Below are 19,557 nucleotides of genomic sequence, written 5' to 3' on the forward strand. Positions count from 1 at the left end.
AGGCGGCGGGTCCGCTATTTCTTATGCCGTCCCACCCGTTCACGCTGAGCGAAGTCGAAGCGCATGTTCCGCGCTTGGCCACGAAGGGAATCCCGTGGCCTTCGACTTCGCTCAGGCTGAACGGCGGGCGGGGTTACCTGGCCTTCCACCCATCCGCCAGCGTCCAGCGATCCCGCCAGTGCAGGACCGGCGTCTCGCCCTCCCATTCCACCGGCAGCCAGACATAGCGCCCGTCGATCGCATTTTCCGGCCGCCAGCGATCCGCCATGAAGATGAAGCGCGGCTCGCCCCCCGGCCCGCTCGGGCGGCAGGGGCAGGACGAAGGTCGATTGCGAGTGGAAGGTCGTCTTGCGGTCCACCTCGCTTCCCCGAACCGGATTGCCCAGCGAGCGCCACGGCCCCGTGACCGCGTCCGCGACATAGACCCGCCCCGGATTGGGCCGCCACCCGGTCAGGCCCGAAGCGAACATGTAATAGCGCCCCTTCGCCTTGAAGAGCGCGGGCGCCTCGTTCCCGCCATCGGGCAGCGCGCGGACATAATAGCCGTCATGCCGGGTCCAGTCGGGCGCCAGCCGGGCGATCTGCAGCGTCGCATTCTCTTCCGAGGCATAGATGTGCCACGCGGTGCCGCCGTCGACGAAGACGGTCATGTCGCGCGCCATCTGCCCGCCGGGGAAGTCGCGCGCCAGGATCGTGCCGGGCGCCTTGTCCTCGGCCGTTGCGTTGGCGGGCCAGATGCCGGGATTGACCCGGCCCGCGTGCAGGAAGCGGAACGGCCCCTGCGGCCGGTCGGCCACGGCGACGCCCGCCTGCGCGGCGCCATATCCCCGCCCCTTGAGTTCCAGATGGAACCACATCACGAATTTGCGGGTGCGCGGATTATAGACGACCTTGGGCCGTTCCAGGATACAGCCGCGCGCGATCGGGCTGGCGGGATCGTCGGACACGGACAGCGCGACCCCTTCGTCACGCCAGTTCACCAGATCGGCCGAGCTATAGGCATGGACGCCGACTAGCGCGGTATTGCCGCCTTCGCCCTCGGTCTTGTGCTCACCATGCCACCACCAGCGTCCGCCGTGCCGCAACAGCCCGCCGCCATGGGCGTTGATCGCCACCCCCTTCGTGTCGTTCCACACCTCTCCGGGGCGGAAGGCGTCCAGCCCGGCCGCCCGCGCGCCACCGCCACCGATCAGCGCCGCCGCGCCCGCCCCCACCAGGATGCCCCGCCGGTCGATCATCATCCGATCCTTCCAAATGCCATTCGCAGCGGATCGTATATCGTCTGACAAATTCCTCAAGCCCCCCGAGAGGCTCGACGCTGTACGGGCGGAGGGCTAGACCGGCCCCGTTTCCCATTGCTGTCAGGCCGCTTCCCATGTCCCACTCCGCCCGTCTTGCCGCCCTTCGTGCCGAACTGGCATCCCTTGGCCTTGACGGTTTCGTCGTCCCGCTGACCGACGAGCATATGAGCGAATATGTCGGCGACTATGCGCAGCGGCTGGGCTGGCTGACCGGGTTCGGCGGTTCGGCGGGCAGCGCGGTGGTGCTGGCGGACAAGGCGGCGATCTTCACCGACGGGCGCTATACGCTGCAAGTGCGCGAGCAGGTGTCGGGCGACGACTATGCCTATATCCCCGTGCCCCAGGACAGCGTGGCGGGCTGGCTGGGCCGCGAGACGGCGGCGGGGCAGCGGATCGGCTATGACCCGTGGTTGCACACCCGCCAGCAGGTCGCCGACATGACCGCCGCGCTGGCCGACCGCGACGCGGAACTGGTCGCGGTGGGCGCCAATCCGATCGACGCGATCTGGACCGACCGCCCCGCCCCTTCGCCCGCCGTGATGACGGTGCAGGACGATGCGGTGGCGGGCGAGAGCGCGGCGGCCAAGCGCGCGCGGATCGGCGAATGGCTGGCCGAGCAGCGCGCCGATGCGGTGGTGCTGTCGGCGCTGGACTCGATCGCCTGGACGCTCAACGTCCGCGGCACGGACGTCGCGCATACGCCGGTCGCCTTGTCCTATGCGATCGTCCATGCGGATGGCGAGACCGACCTGTTCGTCGCGCCGGACAAGATCACGCCCGAGGTTCGCGCGCATCTGGGCAATGCGGTGCGGCTGCACGACCGCGCGGCGTTCGAGGTCTATCTGACCGGCTTTGCGGGCAAGCGCGTCGTCGCCGATCCGGAGCGCGCGGTCGCTGCCATCGGGCAAGCGCTGGAGGCGGGCGGGGCCAAGGTGCTGGCGCTTCGTGATCCGGTGGTGCTGACCAAGGCGATCAAGAACCCGGCCGAGGTCGCCGGGCACCGTGCCGCCTCGGTCCGGGACGGCGCGGCGATGGTGAAGTTCCTGCGCTGGGTCGAGAGCGAATGCCCCAAGGGCGGGCAGACCGAACTGTCCGCCGCCGCCCGGCTGCTGGCGTTTCGCGAGGCGACGGGGCTGCTCAAGGACACCAGCTTCTCGACCATCTCGGCGACCGGGGCGCATGGCGCGAGCCCGCATTATCACGTCACCGAGGAATCGAATGCGGCGATCGAGCTGGGGCAGCTCTTCCTGATCGACTCCGGCGGACAGTATCAGGACGGCACCACCGACATCACCCGTGTCATGCCGATCGGTGAGCCCACGGACGAGATGCGCGACCGCTTCACCCGCGTGCTGAAGGGGCATATCGGGCTGGCGACGGCGGTGTTTCCGGACGGGACGCTGGGCGGGCACCTCGACTCGCTAGCGCGGCGGCCGCTCTGGGAGGTCGGTCTGGATTATGCCCATGGCACCGGGCACGGCGTCGGCGCGTACCTGTCGGTGCATGAGGGGCCGCAGCGTATCGCCGCGCCCAACTATCCCGGCGGTGCCGCGATGGAGCCGCTGCGCGCGGGCATGATACTGTCCAATGAGCCGGGTTATTACAAGGCGGGCGAGTATGGCATCCGCATCGAGAATCTGGTGCTGGTCGAACCGCGCGCCATCGCGGGCGCAGACCGGGACATGCTGGGGTTCGAGACGCTGACCCTGTGCCCGATCGAGCGGTCGCTGATCGTGGCGGACCTGCTGACGGCCGGGGAGCGGGACTGGCTCAACGCCTATCATGCGCGAGTAGCGGAGGTCTTGGCGGCCGAACTGGAGGGTGCGGATCGGGACTGGTTGCTGGAGAAGTGTGCGGCCATCTGATTTTTCACGCGAAGCCGCGAAGGCGCGAAGAAGACGGAAGAAGGTTGGTTCGCGCGGAGGCGCGGAGACGCGGAGGTGTCTCGCCCGCCGCGCCAGCGGCCCTTTTATCTCTGACGCTGACGAATAGAGGGCGCTGCGCGCGGCTTTATAGCAGGACGACATGAGTTGAACCCACTCCTCCCCTTCAGGGGAGGGGCACGGGGTGGGGGGCTTCCGCCAGCGTGCGGCCTGTGGCGAGGCCCCACCCCAACCCCTCCCCTGAAGGGGAGGGGCTTACGCCGTTTCAAGTCAATGTCATCCTGTTCCAAACCTCTCTGCGTCCTCTGCGCCTCTGCGCGAATAAAACTTCTTCTCCGCGTCTCCGCGTCTCCGCGCGAACCAACCTTCTTCGCGCCTTCGCGGCTTCGCGTGAACAATAACGCCGCGCGGGATGGGCCCCCACGCGGCGTTTTGCGCGCCTCACACGACAAAGGAACTGGGCCCCGGCCTTCGCCGGGGAACAGTCGCTTACCGCCCCAGCAGCACCCGCGCCTGGCCCGCGATCTGGGCCAGCATCGCGGCGTTGGGTTGGGCCGCCAGGCGGGCCCGGTCGATCACCGCCTTGAACTGGCCGACCCGCGCGGCGTTGCGCTCCAGCCAGGCTTCGACCGCCGCTTCGGGGTCGGTCGCGCCCGCCCGGCCGAGGAAGTCGAGCCGCTGCTGCTGGAAATCGCGCGCCAGCCCTGCGATCAGCAGGCGCTCCCACGGATCGCTGGGGTTGATCCGCGCCGCCTGACCCTGTGCCCAGTCTAGGCCCAGCGCCTGGCCCAGACGGGTAAAGGCATGGGTCAACCGCGTCTCGTCCAGCGACAACCGCTGGCCCAGATCGGCCAGCCCCACCGCACCGTCGAGTTCGGACACCCGCACCACCCGCGCCGCGAGTTCGGCAGGCGCCCCCGCCTCCTCCAGCACGGCGACGACCCGCGCGCTCTGCGCCTTGGCCTCGTCACGCAGCAGCGCGGGCGTTTCCGCCGCCAGCCGCTCGATCCCCGGCTGCAATCGCTCCAGCGCCGCGCCCGGTGCGGTCCCGGCGGGCATCGCGCGCAGCAAATCGGCGATCTGCGAGCGGGTCGCCCGCGCCACCTCGTCGAACAGCGCGATGCGGGCAGCTTCGGGCATCGCCGCCGTCTCGATCGCGGTCCACAGCCCGCCCAGATCGAACAGCCGCTCGACCACGACGAACATCGCCGCGATGTCGGCCATCGCCGCGCCTTCCTCTTCCGCCAGCTCGAAGGGGTGGAGGATGCCCATCCGGTTGACGATGCGGTTGGCGAGCTTGGTCGCGACGATCTCGCCGCGCAGGCGATGCTGGTCGATCGCCTCGCCGAACGCTTCCCGCATCGCGGGCGGGAAGGCCGCATGCAGATCGGGGCGCAGTTCGTCGTCCAGCGCCAGCGGGCTGGTCTCGATCGCGTCCTGCAAGGTCAGCTTCGCCGTCGCCAGCAGCACCGCCAGCTCGGGCCGGGTCAGCGGAATCCCATCCTGCCCGCGCCGCAGCAGCACGTCGTTGCTGCCCAGCCCCTCGACCGCGCGGTCGAGCCGTCCGGCGCTCTCGAAGATTTCGATGACGCGGACATAGCTCGGCATCGCGCCCGCCCCGTCCGCCTCGGCGATCGACAGGCCGAGCGTCTGGAGCCGGTTATCCTCCAGCACGATATGCGCCACGTCATCGGTCATCGCGGCGAGCAACCTGTTGCGGTCGCCCTCCGCCAGACGGCCCTCGATCATCTCGCGGTTCAGCGCGATCTTGATGTTGACCTCGTTATCCGAACAGTCGACGCCCGCCGAATTGTCGATGAAGTCGGTGTTGATCCGCCCGCCCCGCTCGGCAAAGGCAATGCGCGCGGCTTGCGTGACGCCCAGATTGGCGCCCTCGCCGATCGCGGTGACGCGCAGATCCTCGGCATCGACGCGCAGCCGGTCATTGGCCGGATCGCCGACCTGGACGTTATTCTCCGCCGCCGCCTTGATGTAGGTCCCGATGCCGCCGAACCAGAGCAGGTCGGCCGGGGCCTTCAGGATCGCCGAGATCAGCGCCGCCGGTTCCAGCGACGTGGCGGTGATGCCCAAAGCCTCGCGGATTTCGTCCGACAGCGGGATGGTCTTGGCCGAACGCGGGAAGACGCCGCCTCCGGCCGAGATCAGGCTGGTGTCGTAATCCGCCCAACTCGACCGGGGCAGCGCGAACATCCGCGCGCGCTCGTCCCAGCTCGTGGCGGGATCGGGATTGGGGTCGAGGAAGATGTGGCGATGGTCGAACGCCGCGACCAGCTTGATCGCCTTGGACAACAGCATCCCGTTGCCGAACACGTCGCCCGACATGTCGCCGCAGCCGACGACGCGGATGGGCTGGCTCTGCACGTCCACGCCCCGCTCGGCGAAGTGGCGCTGGACCGAGACCCAGGCGCCCTTGGCGGTGATGCCCATCGCCTTGTGGTCGTACCCCTGGCTGCCCCCGGAGGCGAAGGCATCGCCCAGCCAGAAGCCGCGCTCCAGCGCCAGCGCATTGGCCACGTCGGAGAAGGTCGCGGTGCCCTTGTCGGCGGCGACCACGAAATAGGGGTCCTCGCCGTCCAGCACGCGCACGCCCGCCGGGTGCACCACCGCGCCCTCGACGATATTGTCGGTGATCGACAGCAGCGCGCGGATGAACACGCGGTAGCTTTCCTTGCCCTCGGCCGCCCAGCCGTCGCGGTCGGTAACCGGCGAAGGCAGCTGCTTGGGGTAGAAACCGCCCTTCGCGCCCGTGGGCACGATGACTGCGTTCTTTACCCGCTGCGCCTTCATCAGCCCCAGAATCTCGGTGCGGAAGTCGTCGCGGCGATCCGACCAGCGCAGCCCGCCGCGCGCGACCGGCCCGGCGCGTAAGTGGATGCCCTCGACGCGGGGGCTATAGACCCACACCTCACGCCAGGGCAGCGGCGCCGGGAGCCCCGGAATCTTGTGGCTGTCCAGCTTGAACGCCAGCGCTTCCTTGCCCGCCTCGGCAAAGGCGTTGGTGCGCAGGGTCGCGGCGATCATGTCGCGGAAGCTGCGCAGGATACGGTCGTCGTCGATCGCCGACACGGCATCCAGCCCGGCCGCGATCGCGGCATCGGCGGCGGCGAGATCGCCGGTCGCCTTGGGATCATGCGCCGCCGTGAAGCGCTCGATCAGCGCAGTCGCCAGCTTGGGTGCCCGGCGCAGCGCGTCGACCACGGTGGTCAGCCCATAAGGCAGCCCCGCCTGGCGCAGATAGCGGAACCAGGCGCGGAACAGCACCACCGCCTGCGGGCTCAGCCCCACATCGACGATCAGCCGATTGAACGCGTCATTCTCCGCCTTGCCCTCCAGCACGGCGGCGATCGCCCCCTCCAGCACCGCCGCGCCCTTGGGCTCGGTGGTCGCCTCGGTCTCTACGATGAAGTCGTGGACGAAGGGATCGGCATCGTCGCGCAACCGGGTCGGCAGCTCGCCGATCACGCGGAAGCCGAAATTCTCCAGCACCGGGACCGCGTCCGACAAAGGCAGCGCGCCGTTCAGCTTGTAGATCTTCAGCTGGCGATCCTGCCCCGGCTGGACCGGGAACAGGCGCACCGAGCGGCTCCCCTCATTCTCCAGCGACGACAGGCGCAGAATGTCGGCGGCGGCTTCGGCTGCGTCGCTGACATTGCGGTAATTGGTCGGGAAGCCATTGGCCCAGCGCAGGGCCAGCCGCGCCGCACGCGGGGCGGGCACCTGCTCGGCCAGCGCTGCCTCGACATCGGGCATCCAGCCGCGCACCATCTTGCGCAGCCGCTCGGACAGTGCCGCCGTGTCGGGCAGACGACCGTCCTGGCGCAGGTCGATCGTATAGCGGATCAGCGCGACGACGCCGTCCTCCAGCGCGATCGACCAGTTGAGCAGCGAGCCGTTCGCCGCCTCGCCCAGCATGTCGCCGATCGCGACACGCCGCGCGGTGGTCAGCTCGTCGCGCGGCAACCAGACAAAGGCGAACAGATGCCGCTGCAACACCGACCGGATCAGCACCAGCTCGGGCCGCGGCCGGTCGGCCAACGACATGGCGGTCAGGGCCAACGTCTCCAGCGCCTCGGCCGGGAAGGCGGTGACCAGATCATGCGGCAGCGCGGTCAGCGCATGGGTCAGCGCCTTGCCGGTATGGCCGCGCGGGTCAAAGCCGAACTTGGCCTGGAGCGCCGCCAACCGCGTGCGCAGCACCGGCACCTCATGCGGCGGACTGGCGAGCGCGGCGCTGGTCCACAGACCCGCATGGATCGACAGACCGACCACGCGGCCCTCCTCCATCACCGGCACCAGCACCAGGTCGAGCGGCACCGAACGATGCACGGTCGAGATCGCATTGGACTTGAGCAGCAACGGCGCCGCCCCACCTTGCGCGAAATAGTCCAGCGCCCGCTGGCGCGAGGTGTCGGCGAGCAGCGGCACCTTGTGCGGCGTCCGCGCCACGCCCAGCGCGGGTGCGTCGCGGCCGTCCTCGAACCATTTCTCATGGCCCAGCAGCGTCAGCTTGCCGCCCAGGAACCACAGCAGCAGTGCCGCCCCCTCGCCATTCTTCTCGCCCAGCGTGGTCGCATCGGCGGCCAGCGCGTCCTGCAACCCCGACCAGTCCACCACGGCGGCGCGGACATCGGCCAACACGGCGCGCAGATCGTCGACCAGCCCGCGCCGGTCACGCGCATCGGCGCGTTCCATTTCCAGATAGATGAAGGATTCGGACCGGCCGCCGGTGCCGATCGCCTGAAGCTGTCCCTCGGCATCGCGGGTCACGGGCAGGACGGGGTGGATCACCCGGTCGATCGCGATTCCGTCCGCACCGACCATCGCCGCGATCGAATCGACCAGGAAGGGCATGTCGTCATTGACGATGGCCAACCGCATCCGGCGGTGCGTGTCGTCGCCCGACATCGGCTCCAGCGCGATCGACGGCTCGCCCGGCGACCGCTGCTGGGCCACGCCCGCGACGAAGGCCGCCGCGGCAGCCACCTCCGCGGGGCCGAACCCCTGCAATTCCGCCGGAAGGGCGCCCTGGGTCAGCCGTGCGGCAATCGCGTCGGCCATCGGATGCGACATATTCGGTGCCATGGGTGCAAGTCCTAGGCTTGGGCTTCGCGCCGCTCAACCCTTTGCCGACAGAGAAAAGATGTTGCGCCGCAGCGCAATTTTCATTGCGAGGCGCGCAATACCCTGTCGGCCAGCCGCTCGTCATCGACGACCGACCCCTGAACGGCGATCCGGCCGCCCTGCGTCACCCGCCCGACCAGGACGACCGGGCTTCCGACCGCCGCGCCGGTGTCGAACGCGACATGGCCGAGCGGCGCGGGATCGGCGCGCGCGCGACGCAGGGGCGGCTCGGGCGCCTCGTCCCACAATGCCCCGCCCGTCGCGGGCGGCTCCGCCTGCGCCATCGAATCGAGCAGCGCGGAATCGAGCGTCGCCTGCAACAACGGATCGGCCAGTTCCTTCCAACTGACGACGCCGTGGATGAAGTCGATCGTCCGGCCGTCGGACGAATAGGGCAGCAGGATGGCGCGGTACAGCGTGGTGCGGCCGCGCGCGTTGACGAACTCCGCCTCGAACCCGGCGGGCGCCTTGTCGCTCAGGATCTGGCCATAATGCCCGACCATCCGCGCCAGGAGCGAGCCCTGCGGCAGATCCGCAAGCGTTCCGGGCCGCCCGTCCAGATCACCCTCCCCGCGCAGGGCCTGGCCGATATAGGCGATCGCCGGATCGCCCGACCGCCCCCGAAAATCCAGCAGCACCGAATTGCCCGCGAAATCGGCGATCGCCTCGGGATCAAGCGCGGCGATCGGCGGATAGGGCGCTTCGCCCAGCAGCGAGGCCCAATGGTGATAGGCGCGCGCATGCAACCGCCGCTCCACCCCGCCCAGCGCGAACAGCACGTCGTCAGCCTCTCCCACCCCGCTCGTGTCGACGGGGAGAGCCTCGTTCAGATCCGGCCCGGTGGTCATGACTGTCATCCTCGCTATCCGGTCCAGTCATGGCGCCGTTATCGTTAACGACATGTAAAGATGCCAAAGCCGCTTGCCAGCCCCCAACAGACCTGTTAAGCGCCGCCACCTCGACCGGACACCAGCCGGTTCGACCGATGAAGGGCCGCTTTAGCTCAGCTGGTAGAGCATCGCATTCGTAATGCGGGGGTCACAGGTTCGAGTCCTGTAAGCGGCACCATCCACCTTAAGCCATCAAAAGGCTTAGGTTTTTACGAAAATCACCGCTTGTAACGACTGTCTGCTACAATCGTAGCGAGGCAAGGATGAGTGCGTACCTGCTCAAGCGTGATGGCGGCACCTATTATTTCCCGCGTTCGATCCCGCTAGCCCAAAGGCAGCGGTTCGGAGGAAACGCGAATGGGTTCGGTTGCCGGGTGCAAATGACCGTAACGAGGCCAAGAGGCTCACACCCGCCTGTCTGATCTAGGCGATGGAAGCGGATACCTTGAACGCATCCGCCCGGAACCCACCAAAGCCCTTTGACGCTCCTGTCGCATCGACCAGCCCCATAGATACCAAGCTGCTACCGAAGCGCCCGACAATGTTTCTATTAGGTGTTTGATCCCACGGTTTGTTGGTGCGATCCTTTCGTTTGGCATGGAAGGAGGCCGTATGGGACAGGTCCATCACGGGAGCGCCAAGACCACGCGCGCCGTCCGATCAGCAATACAGCGCGCCAAGCTTCGCTCGCGACGCTGAGCCGTGAGTTGGGGATCAGCCCGAAGACGGTCGCGAAGTGGCGGAAGAGGGCAAACGTCGAGGATCTAAAAACCGGGCTGAAGGCCTCTCATTCTGCGACCTTGTTCGAGGCTGAAGAGGCGATGGTTGCGAGCACCGGCTCACCAAACCGGACCATCCGTCGACCAGCGGACAAGTCGAGCGGATGAACCGGACCATCAAGGAGGCGACCGTCAACGCTTCCACTACGACAGCCACGACCAACTGCGGACACTCCTTGCCGCTTCATAGCCGCCTATGATTTCGCCCGCCGACTCAAAACATTCAGCGGGCTCACACCTTACCAATACACCGCCAAGGCCTGAACATCAGAACCAGATCGGTTCATCGTCAATCCGATCCACCAGATGCCGGGACTGAACACCTAGAAAGCGTAACGTAGCGTGGCCTTCACGTCGGCGGGGCGGCCATAGGCCAATTGATTGTAGAAGCCGATCTGCGAGTAATACTTCTTGTCAAAGATATTGTCGGCGTTGACCTGCACCGACAACCTGTCCGTCACCGGATACCGCGCCATGAGATTGACGAGTGCGTAGCTGTCGATCCGCAATCGCTCGGCATTGCGGGTGACGGGATTGGTCGTATCGGTGTAACTCGCCCCCTCCCAGTTGACACCCCCGCCGATCGTGAGCCCCTTCAAGCTGCCGTCGCGCAGCTCATAGGTAGTGAAAAGGCGCAACAAGCGATCGGGATAGTTGCTGTTGACCCTTTTATCGTTTTGGTCGCGTACCTTGAACTGGGTATAGTTCACGCTGACCGCCCAGCCCGACCTGATCTCGCCATTGGCTTCGGCCTCGAAACCGGTGCTTCGCGCGCCCTTTGCAGCATAATAGGCCTGGTTGATCGTGCCGGGTATCAGGTGGCCGGGATCGATCTGCGCCAGATTGTCCTGCTCCACCCGGAATACCGACAAGGCGGTCTTTAGCCGTCCGCCGAAGAAGCCGCTCTTCAGACCGGCTTCGTAATTGACCCCGGTGACCGCCGGAAGATAGCCCCCCTTGCGGTCCTGGGCGTCCTGCGGCTGGAATATCTTCGTGTAGCTGACATAGACGGTGTGATTGGGCGTCACGTCATAGAGGATACCAGCATAAGGAATGAACTCGTTCCGGTTGCCATAGTCGGCGACCGTGCCATAGGAAACGCCCTTCCGCTCCCATGAGGCGAGGCGCGCGCCCAGAATGACCTTGAGCGGATCGGCGAGCGACAAGCGGGTCGCCGCGAAATAGCCCCATTGCCGGGTGCTGACATCGACCAGTTGCGAGCGCGCGCCCCATGTCGGCTCGGGGTAGGAGCCGTCCCATGTATTGAAGTCGCCCGCCGGCGCTTCGTTGCTGCTATCGTATCCGAAGAAACCCAGCTTCTGCCTGGCGTAGCTCGCCCCGGCGATCACGTTATGGCGGCGCCCGAACAGTTCGAACGTGCCGGTCAGGCGCGCCGTCAGGTCCAGTTGCGACAATCGGCTGTCATATCGTGCCGGGATCGGCACGAGGCCAAGACCGGTGGTGCGGTCCGGTTGGCCGTACAGGTAGAGGAGCCGCATGTCGCCGCTGTTCTTGCTGTAGTTCCCATAGAGACGGAGCGTCCAGTCGCGCCCGAAATCCTGCTCCAGGTTCACAAAGGCAGTGCGCTGCTTCGAATCCCAACGCGTCCAGTCGGCACCGATGGTCTTCGACCGCGGCCAGTCGGTCCGGCTGCCGTCCGCATACCATGTCGGGAGCCCGCCCCACAGCGTCGCGCGGGGGCTGTTGGCTTGGTAGCTGGCGCCCGCACTGAGCCGCGTCGATGGCGAAAGGTCCGCGTCCACCACCCCGTAGAGCACGATCTTCCGGTTGCCGAGCAGATCGACATAGGAGTCCGCATCCTGAAACCGGGCGACGCCGCGAACGCGAACGCTGCCGTCGCGGGTTACCGGACTGCTGACATCGGCCTGCACGAGATAATCGTTCCAGCGCCCGGCCGATGCCATGAACGAGCCCGTCAGATGGTCGCTAGTGGCGTGCTTGCGAATGAGATTGATCGAGGCGGACGGATTTCCGGCCCCGGTCAAAAGCCCGGTGGCGCCGCGCACAATCTCGATACGATCGTAGATGGACAGGTCCAGTTCGGACTCGCCCGCGCTATAGGCCGCCATATATTGAAGCGGCATCCCGTCGATCTGGTAGTTCTCGATGTCGAAACCGCGCGCCGCGAAGACGTTGCGCGAACTGTCGAACGCCTTGGCGGAAAGGCCGGCGGCATTGTTGGCGACATCGGTGAGGCTGCGGAGCTGCTGGTCGTCGAGCCGTTGGGACGTCACCACCGTCACGGACTGTGGAGTCTCCTGGATGGTGAGGCCGAGCCCGGTCGCAGAATCAAGCCGGTCGTTGGTGGTGTAGCGGCCGATAACGGTGATATCGTCGCGCTCCTTCGACTGATCGTCGCTGGCCGCACGGCTTTCCTGTTCACCGCGCTGTGCGCGTGGGGACTGCGCTGACTGTGCCACCGCGATCGAAGGAATTGCCACGCCTGCCAGCAGAGAGCCCAATATGAACCGGCACCACATAACCGGCGCGTGCGCAGCAAAATCCATTTCATTGCCCCTTAATATCGATTCGCATTAGCAAGGAGGTGTCTTCTATTCAAGTTCGGCATGACTGCGCCTCGGGATTCCCATTTTACCCTCCCGGGCAAACAGCGCATGGCGGATCGGCGCTGTTGCGGAGCATCGCCGTCATCACGGCGTCCCACTCGCGCCACGTCGTCCCGTGACGCGAAGCGACCATGCCCCCTTCGCCCGCTGACCGAAACCAGCCGTATACGCTCGTTCGGATATAAGGTGGTCCGGCGCCGACTCCGTCCCTGTGATGACGGAGGTGATCGTGCGCTTCGTCGATGCGAAGGACCTGACCCATGACGCTTCCTGCCCTGACGCTGGCGACCGGCGCCCTTTGCGTGTCGGGGTACGCGAGCGCCATCCCGGTGGGCGGCGCCCATGCCGGTCCGGGTGTCCAGAGCCAGGGAGAGGGCCGTTGATCGCATTGTCGCTGGTCGCGATACTGGCGACCCCGTCGCTGCCCGTGCAGCGATCGGTGCCCCTGCCGCCGGATTTCGAGATGGCCTCGATCGCGATCGAGGATGTCCATGCCTTCGCCCCGCCCGAAGCCGCCGCCGCTCCCGCAACCGACAGCGATCCCGGCGAGGCGGAGGAGATCGTGGTGACCGCGAGCCGGCACCGCGCGAACGATCCGCTGCGCGCGGTGAACGCCGCCGCCTTCGCGCTGTCCGAGAAGGTGGACGACGCCATCCTGGAGCCCGCCGCCCATGTCTATGAGCAGGCGGCGCCCCGGCCGGTCCGCACCGGGCTGCGCAACTTCTTCGCCAATCTGCGCGAGCCGGTCGCCTTCGTGAACTTCCTCCTTCAGTTCAAGTTCGGCAAGGCGGCGGAGACGGTGGGCCGCTTCGCGATCAACTCGACGATCGGGCTGGCGGGAGTGGTCGACATGGCGCGCCGGTGCCCCTTCCGTCTTCCGCGCCGCCCCAACGGCTTTTCGGACACGCTGGGCTTTTATGGCGTCAAACAGGGACCCTTCCTGTTCCTGCCCCTGCTCGGGCCGACCACCTTGCGCGATCTCGTCGGCGGTGCGGTCGACGGCATCGCCTCGCCGGTCGCGATCGGGGGGCCGTTCCGCAACCGCGCCTATATCGTCATCAGCAACGTCGTGCGGACGCTCGATCGTCGCGTCGAGATGGATGAAGAGTTGCGCGAGATCAGCGAACAGCCCGATCCCTATGCCGCCCGACGGGACCGCTATCTCGACCAGCGCGAGGCGCGGGTGCGGCGATTGAAGGGGCTGGGCGACCCGGACGCCGTGGTGGAGGAAACGCCCTATGGCCAGGTCGATCCGTCCGCGCCCCTCCCTGCCTGCCCGCGCCGAAAGGCCAGCCATGCGGGATGACCGCCCCTGCCCCGCTGCCTTCGAAGCGCAGGATTGCGGAGCCCCCGCCCCGCCCCTGTCCCACCCGGCATGCCGCCCCGTTCCGGGCGGCTGGATCATAGGACGACCGATGCGACTGCTCGCTTTTTGCCTGACCTCCCTCCTCCTCTCGGCGACGCTGATCCCGAACACCGCGCATGGACAGGGTTGGACCTGGAACGGGTGACGGACCTCGCCGTCGCGATTCAAAGGCAATGCCCCTTTCGCTCCGTCTGCTGAGTGAAGGCAGCGTGAAAAGCCCGCGCGCGGATCAGGGGCAGGCGGATCAGGGGCAGGCGGATGAAGGACGGGTATGTGATGGATCGACTGGCCTATGTCGCGACGGGATTGCTGATATGCGCGGGCGTACCGGCGCTGATCCTGACCAGCGCCGAAGCCTTTCCGCAGGTGAGCGTACAGGCGCCCGAAACCGGGGCGTGCCTCCGCACCGGCGGGGTCAGCATCCTTGTCGACGGCACACCCTATTGCCGCCAGCCAAATCGCCCCGCCATCGACGAGCAGCATTTTCCCCGGCCACGGCCAGGCATCGCCGTCATGTCCAACCCCGCCAGCGCCTATTGCGAGGAGCTGGGCGGCACGCTGGAGACGGTGGACGCGCCGGACGGCCAGACGGGTTATTGCCATTTGCCGAACGGCGCGGTGGTCGAGGAATGGGCGCTGTACCGTGGCCGGTAACCGCCATGGGGCCGCGATGCTGCGGCAGGACTTTTGCCATGCAGGGGATCACGCCCCGCCGCCCGCCCGCATGCATCCGCGGCGGGTGACGGCCGCGAATTCCTTTTTCAACGATCCGTCACTAAGGAGTTCGATACGATTCACTCCCATCATGTCGGTGCCGATGTCATCAAGCGGGCTCGAAGCAGTCTATCTGGCCAACCGCGACAAACTTGTCCGGTTCCTGGTCGCGCGCGGTGCGGGCGATTCCGCCGAAGACCTGGTGAATGATCTTTGGCTAAAGATTTCAACACTTTCGCCGGGACCGATCGCCAATCCCATGTCCTATCTGTTTCGCGCCGCCGATACGTTGATGATCGACCGCTATCGGGCGCGCCGCCAGGCGGAGCGCCGCGACCAGGACTGGTACGACCTGAGCAGCGACGGCGAAACCTCGGGCGAACCGGCGGGCGAGCGGGTGATCGGCGCGCAGCAGGAAGTGACCAGGGTGGCGGCGGTGCTCGCAAAGCTGGGCGCGCGTCGGGAAACGATCTTCCGCCGCGCCCGGATCGACGGCGTGTCGCAGCGGCAGATCGCGGCCGAACTCGGCGTCAGCCTCAGCACGGTGGAGGCGGATCTGCGGATCGCCACGCGCGCATTGATCGAATTGAAGGAAGACCTGCGATGAGCATCACCCACGCCATCGCGATCAAGGACAAGGCACGATGACCGGCAGGAAGGTCGAGGACCATGCACTGGATTGGGCCATCCGTGCCGCCGATCCCGATTTCGACGATTGGGACGGGCTGACAGCGTGGCTGGAGGCCGATCCGCGGAACCCGGACCGGTATGACGATGCGACGGTGGCCATCGCCGAGGCACGCGACCGCGTCGCGGCCCTGCCCGTCCAGACGGCCCCCGCCCAAGCGGCGCCCGTCCAGGCCGTGCCGGTCGCCGCCAATGATGCCGGCGCGGCGCGGCGTGGCTATTGGCGCTGGGGCGGCGGGGCCGTCGCCGCGATGCTGGCCGTGGTCGTCGGCACCTCGGTCTGGAACGGCCGGTCGCAACCCTATGCGGTGGAAACCCGCCCCGGCGAGCAGCGCGAGATCGCGCTGGCCGATGGCAGCCAGATCATCATGGCGGGCGGCTCGCGCGTGACGCTAGACCGCGCGAACGCACGGGTGGCGGTCGCGGATCGTGGCGAGATGCTGTTCCGGGTCCGGCATGACGCGGCGCATCCCTTCCGGGTGACGGCCGGGGAGACGACGATGGTCGATCTGGGCACCGTCTTCGACGTGAAGCGCGATCCGCAGCGGACGCGCGTCGCGGTGGCGGAGGGCGCGGTGATGATCGATCCGAAGGGCGCGGGGCTTCGGCTCGATCCCGGTCAGGCGGTGGTGGTGGCGGGCGGCCGCTCCTTCCGTCGCGAGCGCGCCGAGGATGTCGGGGGCTGGCGCGAAGGGCGAGTGACCTTCGACGGCGCATCCCTATCCGACGTCGCCCGCGATCTCAGCCGTCAGATGGGCCATGCCGTCCGCGCCGACGCCTCCGTCGCGGATCGGCTGTTCAGCGGCACGGTCGATCTGCGCTCGCTGAACGACGATCCGGCGCTGCTGGGTCGCCTGCTGGCGGTGAATGTCCGGACGGACGGCCAGACCTGGGTGCTGGGCGGCGATCGGTGAGGCCGGCCGCCGGGTGGGTCGCGGTCGGGCTGTTGACGACCGCGACCGCGACGTCTGCCGCCGCCGCCGCGCCGACGCTGGCGATCGATCTGCCCGCCGGCAGCGTCAGCAGCCAGGTTCTGGCGCTGGGGCGGCTGGGCGGCGTCAGCGTCGTGGTGACCGACGCGCGGCTATGGGGAAAGCCGGTGCCCGCGCTGCGCGGACGGATGACCGTGCTCGCCGCGCTGCGCCTGATCGCCGCGCGCTGCGGCGGCGCGGTCGAGCCGATCGATGCCGCGCTCTTCCGGCTGGTGCCGGGCCGCGCAGCGGCGCATCGCACGCCCCCGCCCAGACCCCGGCCGCCCGCCCCGGCACCCGCGCCCCCCGCCCCGCCCACCCCCGATATCGTCGTGGTGGCCAGCAAGCGCGACCTGCCCCTCGATCATGTCGCGGGACAGATCATGCGGATCTCCGGCCGGGATCTGGAATTCGGCGGCGCCGGGGGGACCGAACGGCTGACCTCTCGCCTGTCGACCCTGGCGTCGACCTATCTGGGGGCCGGGCGCAACAAGCTGTTCATACGCGGGATCGCCGATTCCAGCTTCACCGGCCCGACCCAGGCGACGGTCGGCCAGTATTTCGGCGACCTGCGCCTGGGCTATAATTCCCCCGACCCCGATCTTCGGCTGGCCGATCTGGCGGCGGTCGAGGTGCTGGCGGGGCCTCAGGGCACGCTGTACGGCGCCGGTTCGCTCGGCGGCCTGATCCGGCTGGTTCCCAATCCCGTCGAGCTGGACCGCACCGGCGGATCGGTCGCGGTGGGCGCCTCCGCCACCAAGCATGGCGCGCCGGGATATGACGCGCAGGGGGTGCTCAACCTGCCGATCGTGACGGATCGGCTGGGCATCAGGCTGGTCGCTACGGCGGTCGAGGAAGGCGGCTACATCGACAAGCCGCTGCTCGGTCGCCACAATGTCAACACCACGCGCATCGTGGGCGGCCGCGGCACCGCGCACCTGAAGATCGCCGACCATTGGAGCGCCGAGCTGATCGGGATAGGCCAGCGTATCCGCGGGGCCGACAGCCAATATGCGGATTGGAACGGCGCCCCCCTGACGCGCAACACCAAGGTCGTCGAGGGGTTCGGAAGCGACTTCCGTCAGGGCCAGTTCGTACTGAACGGCCGGATCGGAGAGGTGCGGTTCAGCTCCTCCACCGGCATCACCGCGCATGACCTGACCGAACGTTACGACGCGACGGTGGCGGGCGACGATCCGACGGTCTTCCTCCAGACCAACCGGACGCGCATGTTCGCCAACGAGACGCGGGGCTGGGTCACGCATGCCGACGGATCGGGCTGGCTGCTGGGCCTGAGCTATACCGACAATCGCTCGCGGCTGTCGCGCGCCTTCCTGTCGCTCGGCGACCGCCAGCAGCTTCCCGGCGTGTCGAACGCGGCGCAGGACGCCACCGCCTATGGCGAGGCGAGCGCGCGATGGACGAAGAGCCTTCTGGTGACGGGCGGCTTGCGCGTGAACCGATCGGTGCTGACGGGGGCGGCCGAAGACACGCTGGTGCAGAGCGGGCCCGAGGTAGGGGCGACCCTAGCCTCGCGACGAAAGCTGTCCCTGTTGCCCTCCGCCTCGGCCCTGCTGGACGTGGGGGCCGATGCCGCGATGTTCCTGCGCTATCAGCAGGGGTTTCGGCCCGGCGGGTTGACGATCTTCGACGGCTATGTCCGCCGCTTCAACAGCGACCATGTCGCGACGATCGAGGCGGGCTATCGCCTGGGTCACGCCGGGCGAAGCCCATTCGCCTTCTCCCTTACCGTCGCCCATACCGACTGGCGCAATATCCAGGCCGACTTCGTCGATGCGGGCGGCCTTTTGTCCACCGCCAATGTGGGCAATGGCGACATCTGGACGGTGGAGACGACCGCCTCCGCGCGGGTGGCGAAGGGGCTGCGGGTCGACGCCGCGCTCTCGCTCAACGACAGCAGCATCAACGAACGCACCCCGAAATCGTCTACGACCGACGACGTGGCGGGCGTTGGCGCTGGGGCTGGAGGGGGCGTGAAGGCGCGGCTGGGGCCCATCCCGAACATCGCCAACGTCACCGCGCGCATCGGGCTGTCCTATGATGCCGCGCTATCCGATCGCACGCGGCTGAAGGTCGATGGCTGGGCCCGCTATGTCGGCACCTCGCGGCTCGGGGTCGGACCGGAGCTGGGTGAGGAGCAGGGCAATTTCCTCGACAGCGGCCTCACCGCTCGCCTGGGATGGGATCGCTTCGGCCTGACGGCGGGCGTGACGAACCTGACCGATACGCGCGGCAACCGTTTCGCGCTGGGAACCCCCTTCTTCACCGGCAAGGGACAGGTCACGCCGCTGCGCCCCCGGACCTTCCGCATCGGGCTGGACGCCGCTTTCTGACGATTGTTTTTACGGTATCGGCCATACCGCTCCGTCATCCCCATTGCCCGGCCTCGAAAGCCGACCGTCGAATACCGGCGAGCGGTTCATTCAGCTACCGGCAATACGGAGTAAGGAATAACCCGTCTTCGGAATGACAATCTCCATGACGGGAAAATTCCCGGCTTCGTTGGGAAGGACAAATATATGAAGCTCAAAGTATTTCTGATGACCAGCCTGGTGTCCGCGGGTGCGGCGATGCTTGCGACTCCCGCCCAGGCGCAGGGCAATAGGCAAGGCATCGCCAATCCCGCTTCGGAATATTGCGTCTCGATCAAGGGAACCTCATTCTCGCGCAAGACGCCATCGGGCGAGATCGGCTATTGCCGGTTGCCCAACGGCCGGACCGTTGAAGAGTGGAAGCTGTTCCGCGAAAGCCAGAAGCGTCCCCCCGCCCCGAAGCCGCGCAACGACGCGTCCATGGCCAATCCCGCATCGGTCTATTGCGACAAGATCGGCGGAACCAACATCGACCGCCACACGCCGCAGGGCGATGTGGGGCTATGCCGCCTGCCCAATGGCAAGACGGTCGATGCCTGGGCGCTGTACCGGCGCGACGAAGGCAAGCCCGCCCCGGCCCGCCGCGATCGCATCGGTCTCGCCAATCCGGCATCGGGTTACTGCCTGAAGCAGAAGGGACGCCTGGAAATGCGCGAGGGGCCGGGCGGCACGACGGGCTATTGCCATCTGCCGAACGGACGCGTCGTGGAGGAATGGCGCCTGTATCGCGAGCAGTAATCGGCCAGGCTCGCCAGGAGCCTTTGTGAATAGCGGCCGCGCGTTTCGACGCGCGGCCGTTTTCGTTGCGTCATGGACGGGGCCGCGACAGCAACGACCAAGCAG

12 protein-coding genes, 1 tRNA gene and 1 pseudogene are annotated in these 19,557 nt (G+C 67.5%); 10 read left to right on the forward strand and 4 right to left on the reverse strand.

Annotated elements, in window-relative coordinates; all coding sequences use genetic code 11:
- Nucleotides 1–14: 14 nt before the first annotated feature.
- Nucleotides 15–1,238 carry a glycoside hydrolase family 43 protein gene (locus tag QE363_RS19265; RefSeq protein WP_309697893.1) on the reverse strand — a complete coding sequence of 408 codons (1,224 nt, stop codon included), beginning with the start codon at nucleotides 1,236–1,238 and terminating at the stop codon, nucleotides 15–17.
- Between the two features lie 137 nt (nucleotides 1,239–1,375).
- Between QE363_RS19265 and QE363_RS19270 the strand changes: the two genes are divergently transcribed.
- The gene (locus tag QE363_RS19270; RefSeq protein ID WP_309697895.1) at nucleotides 1,376–3,166 is read left to right on the forward strand and encodes an aminopeptidase P family protein; all 1,791 of its coding nucleotides are present in this window, start codon (nucleotides 1,376–1,378) and stop codon (nucleotides 3,164–3,166) included.
- Nucleotides 3,167–3,673: 507 nt separating this feature from the next.
- On the opposite strand, the gene QE363_RS19275 is transcribed toward QE363_RS19270, so the two are convergent.
- Entirely contained in the window at nucleotides 3,674–8,275 is a 4,602-nt protein-coding gene (locus QE363_RS19275; RefSeq protein ID WP_309697897.1) for an NAD-glutamate dehydrogenase domain-containing protein, read from the reverse strand.
- Nucleotides 8,276–8,367: 92 nt separating this feature from the next.
- A complete protein-coding gene (locus QE363_RS19280) occupies nucleotides 8,368–9,174 on the reverse strand; it encodes a hypothetical protein (protein ID WP_309697899.1) in 807 nt (268 codons plus the stop codon).
- A 144-nt stretch (nucleotides 9,175–9,318) separates the two neighbouring features.
- Between QE363_RS19280 and QE363_RS19285 the strand changes: the two genes are divergently transcribed.
- Together QE363_RS19285 and QE363_RS19750 are read left to right on the forward strand one after the other, a co-directional pair.
- Nucleotides 9,319–9,394 (forward strand) — tRNA-Thr (locus QE363_RS19285).
- 651 nt (nucleotides 9,395–10,045) lie between these two features.
- Nucleotides 10,046–10,259 (forward strand): annotated as a pseudogene (locus QE363_RS19750) (integrase core domain-containing protein); the annotation flags it as partial.
- Nucleotides 10,260–10,318: 59 nt separating this feature from the next.
- Here QE363_RS19750 and QE363_RS19295 read toward each other — a convergent pair.
- On the reverse strand, nucleotides 10,319–12,523 hold the full coding sequence (locus tag QE363_RS19295; RefSeq protein WP_309697901.1) for a TonB-dependent siderophore receptor: 2,205 nt from the start codon (nucleotides 12,521–12,523) through the stop codon (nucleotides 10,319–10,321).
- Nucleotides 12,524–12,843: 320 nt separating this feature from the next.
- Between QE363_RS19295 and QE363_RS19300 the strand changes: the two genes are divergently transcribed.
- From QE363_RS19300 to QE363_RS19330, 7 genes are all read left to right on the forward strand, one after another.
- Nucleotides 12,844–12,966, forward strand: coding sequence for a hypothetical protein (locus tag QE363_RS19300; protein ID WP_309697903.1), 123 nt, complete (start codon nucleotides 12,844–12,846; stop codon nucleotides 12,964–12,966).
- A complete protein-coding gene (locus QE363_RS19305) occupies nucleotides 12,963–13,889 on the forward strand; it encodes a VacJ family lipoprotein (protein WP_309697905.1) in 927 nt (308 codons plus the stop codon). The genes QE363_RS19300 and QE363_RS19305 overlap by 4 nt, the downstream gene beginning before the upstream one ends.
- Before the next feature lie 318 nt (nucleotides 13,890–14,207).
- Nucleotides 14,208–14,603, forward strand: coding sequence for a DUF333 domain-containing protein (locus QE363_RS19310; protein ID WP_309697908.1), 396 nt, complete (start codon nucleotides 14,208–14,210; stop codon nucleotides 14,601–14,603).
- A 16-nt stretch (nucleotides 14,604–14,619) separates the two neighbouring features.
- The gene (locus QE363_RS19315; protein ID WP_309697910.1) at nucleotides 14,620–15,270 is read left to right on the forward strand and encodes an RNA polymerase sigma factor; all 651 of its coding nucleotides are present in this window, start codon (nucleotides 14,620–14,622) and stop codon (nucleotides 15,268–15,270) included.
- Between the two features lie 37 nt (nucleotides 15,271–15,307).
- Nucleotides 15,308–16,264 carry a FecR domain-containing protein gene (locus QE363_RS19320; protein ID WP_309697912.1) on the forward strand — a complete coding sequence of 319 codons (957 nt, stop codon included), beginning with the start codon at nucleotides 15,308–15,310 and terminating at the stop codon, nucleotides 16,262–16,264.
- Nucleotides 16,261–18,675, forward strand: coding sequence for a TonB-dependent receptor plug domain-containing protein (locus QE363_RS19325; RefSeq protein ID WP_309697914.1), 2,415 nt, complete (start codon nucleotides 16,261–16,263; stop codon nucleotides 18,673–18,675). The genes QE363_RS19320 and QE363_RS19325 overlap by 4 nt, the downstream gene beginning before the upstream one ends.
- Nucleotides 18,676–18,861: 186 nt before the next feature.
- Nucleotides 18,862–19,452 carry a DUF333 domain-containing protein gene (locus QE363_RS19330; protein WP_309697916.1) on the forward strand — a complete coding sequence of 197 codons (591 nt, stop codon included), beginning with the start codon at nucleotides 18,862–18,864 and terminating at the stop codon, nucleotides 19,450–19,452.
- Nucleotides 19,453–19,557 lie beyond the last annotated feature (105 nt).

Source organism: Sphingomonas sp. SORGH_AS_0870 (assembly GCF_031453175.1).
Lineage (GTDB): Bacteria > Pseudomonadota > Alphaproteobacteria > Sphingomonadales > Sphingomonadaceae > Sphingomonas.

Coding starts and splice junctions, on each gene's coding strand:
- QE363_RS19265 (WP_309697893.1), bottom strand. CDS start 1,238: ATGATCGACCGGCGGGGCATCCTGGTGGGGGCGGGCGCGGCGGCGCTG.
- QE363_RS19270 (WP_309697895.1), top strand. CDS start 1,376: ATGTCCCACTCCGCCCGTCTTGCCGCCCTTCGTGCCGAACTGGCATCC.
- QE363_RS19275 (WP_309697897.1), bottom strand. CDS start 8,275: ATGTCGCATCCGATGGCCGACGCGATTGCCGCACGGCTGACCCAGGGC.
- QE363_RS19280 (WP_309697899.1), bottom strand. CDS start 9,174: ATGACCACCGGGCCGGATCTGAACGAGGCTCTCCCCGTCGACACGAGC.
- QE363_RS19295 (WP_309697901.1), bottom strand. CDS start 12,523: ATGGATTTTGCTGCGCACGCGCCGGTTATGTGGTGCCGGTTCATATTG.
- QE363_RS19300 (WP_309697903.1), top strand. CDS start 12,844: ATGACGCTTCCTGCCCTGACGCTGGCGACCGGCGCCCTTTGCGTGTCG.
- QE363_RS19310 (WP_309697908.1), top strand. CDS start 14,208: ATGAAGGACGGGTATGTGATGGATCGACTGGCCTATGTCGCGACGGGA.
- QE363_RS19315 (WP_309697910.1), top strand. CDS start 14,620: ATGCTGCGGCAGGACTTTTGCCATGCAGGGGATCACGCCCCGCCGCCC.
- QE363_RS19320 (WP_309697912.1), top strand. CDS start 15,308: ATGACCGGCAGGAAGGTCGAGGACCATGCACTGGATTGGGCCATCCGT.
- QE363_RS19330 (WP_309697916.1), top strand. CDS start 18,862: ATGAAGCTCAAAGTATTTCTGATGACCAGCCTGGTGTCCGCGGGTGCG.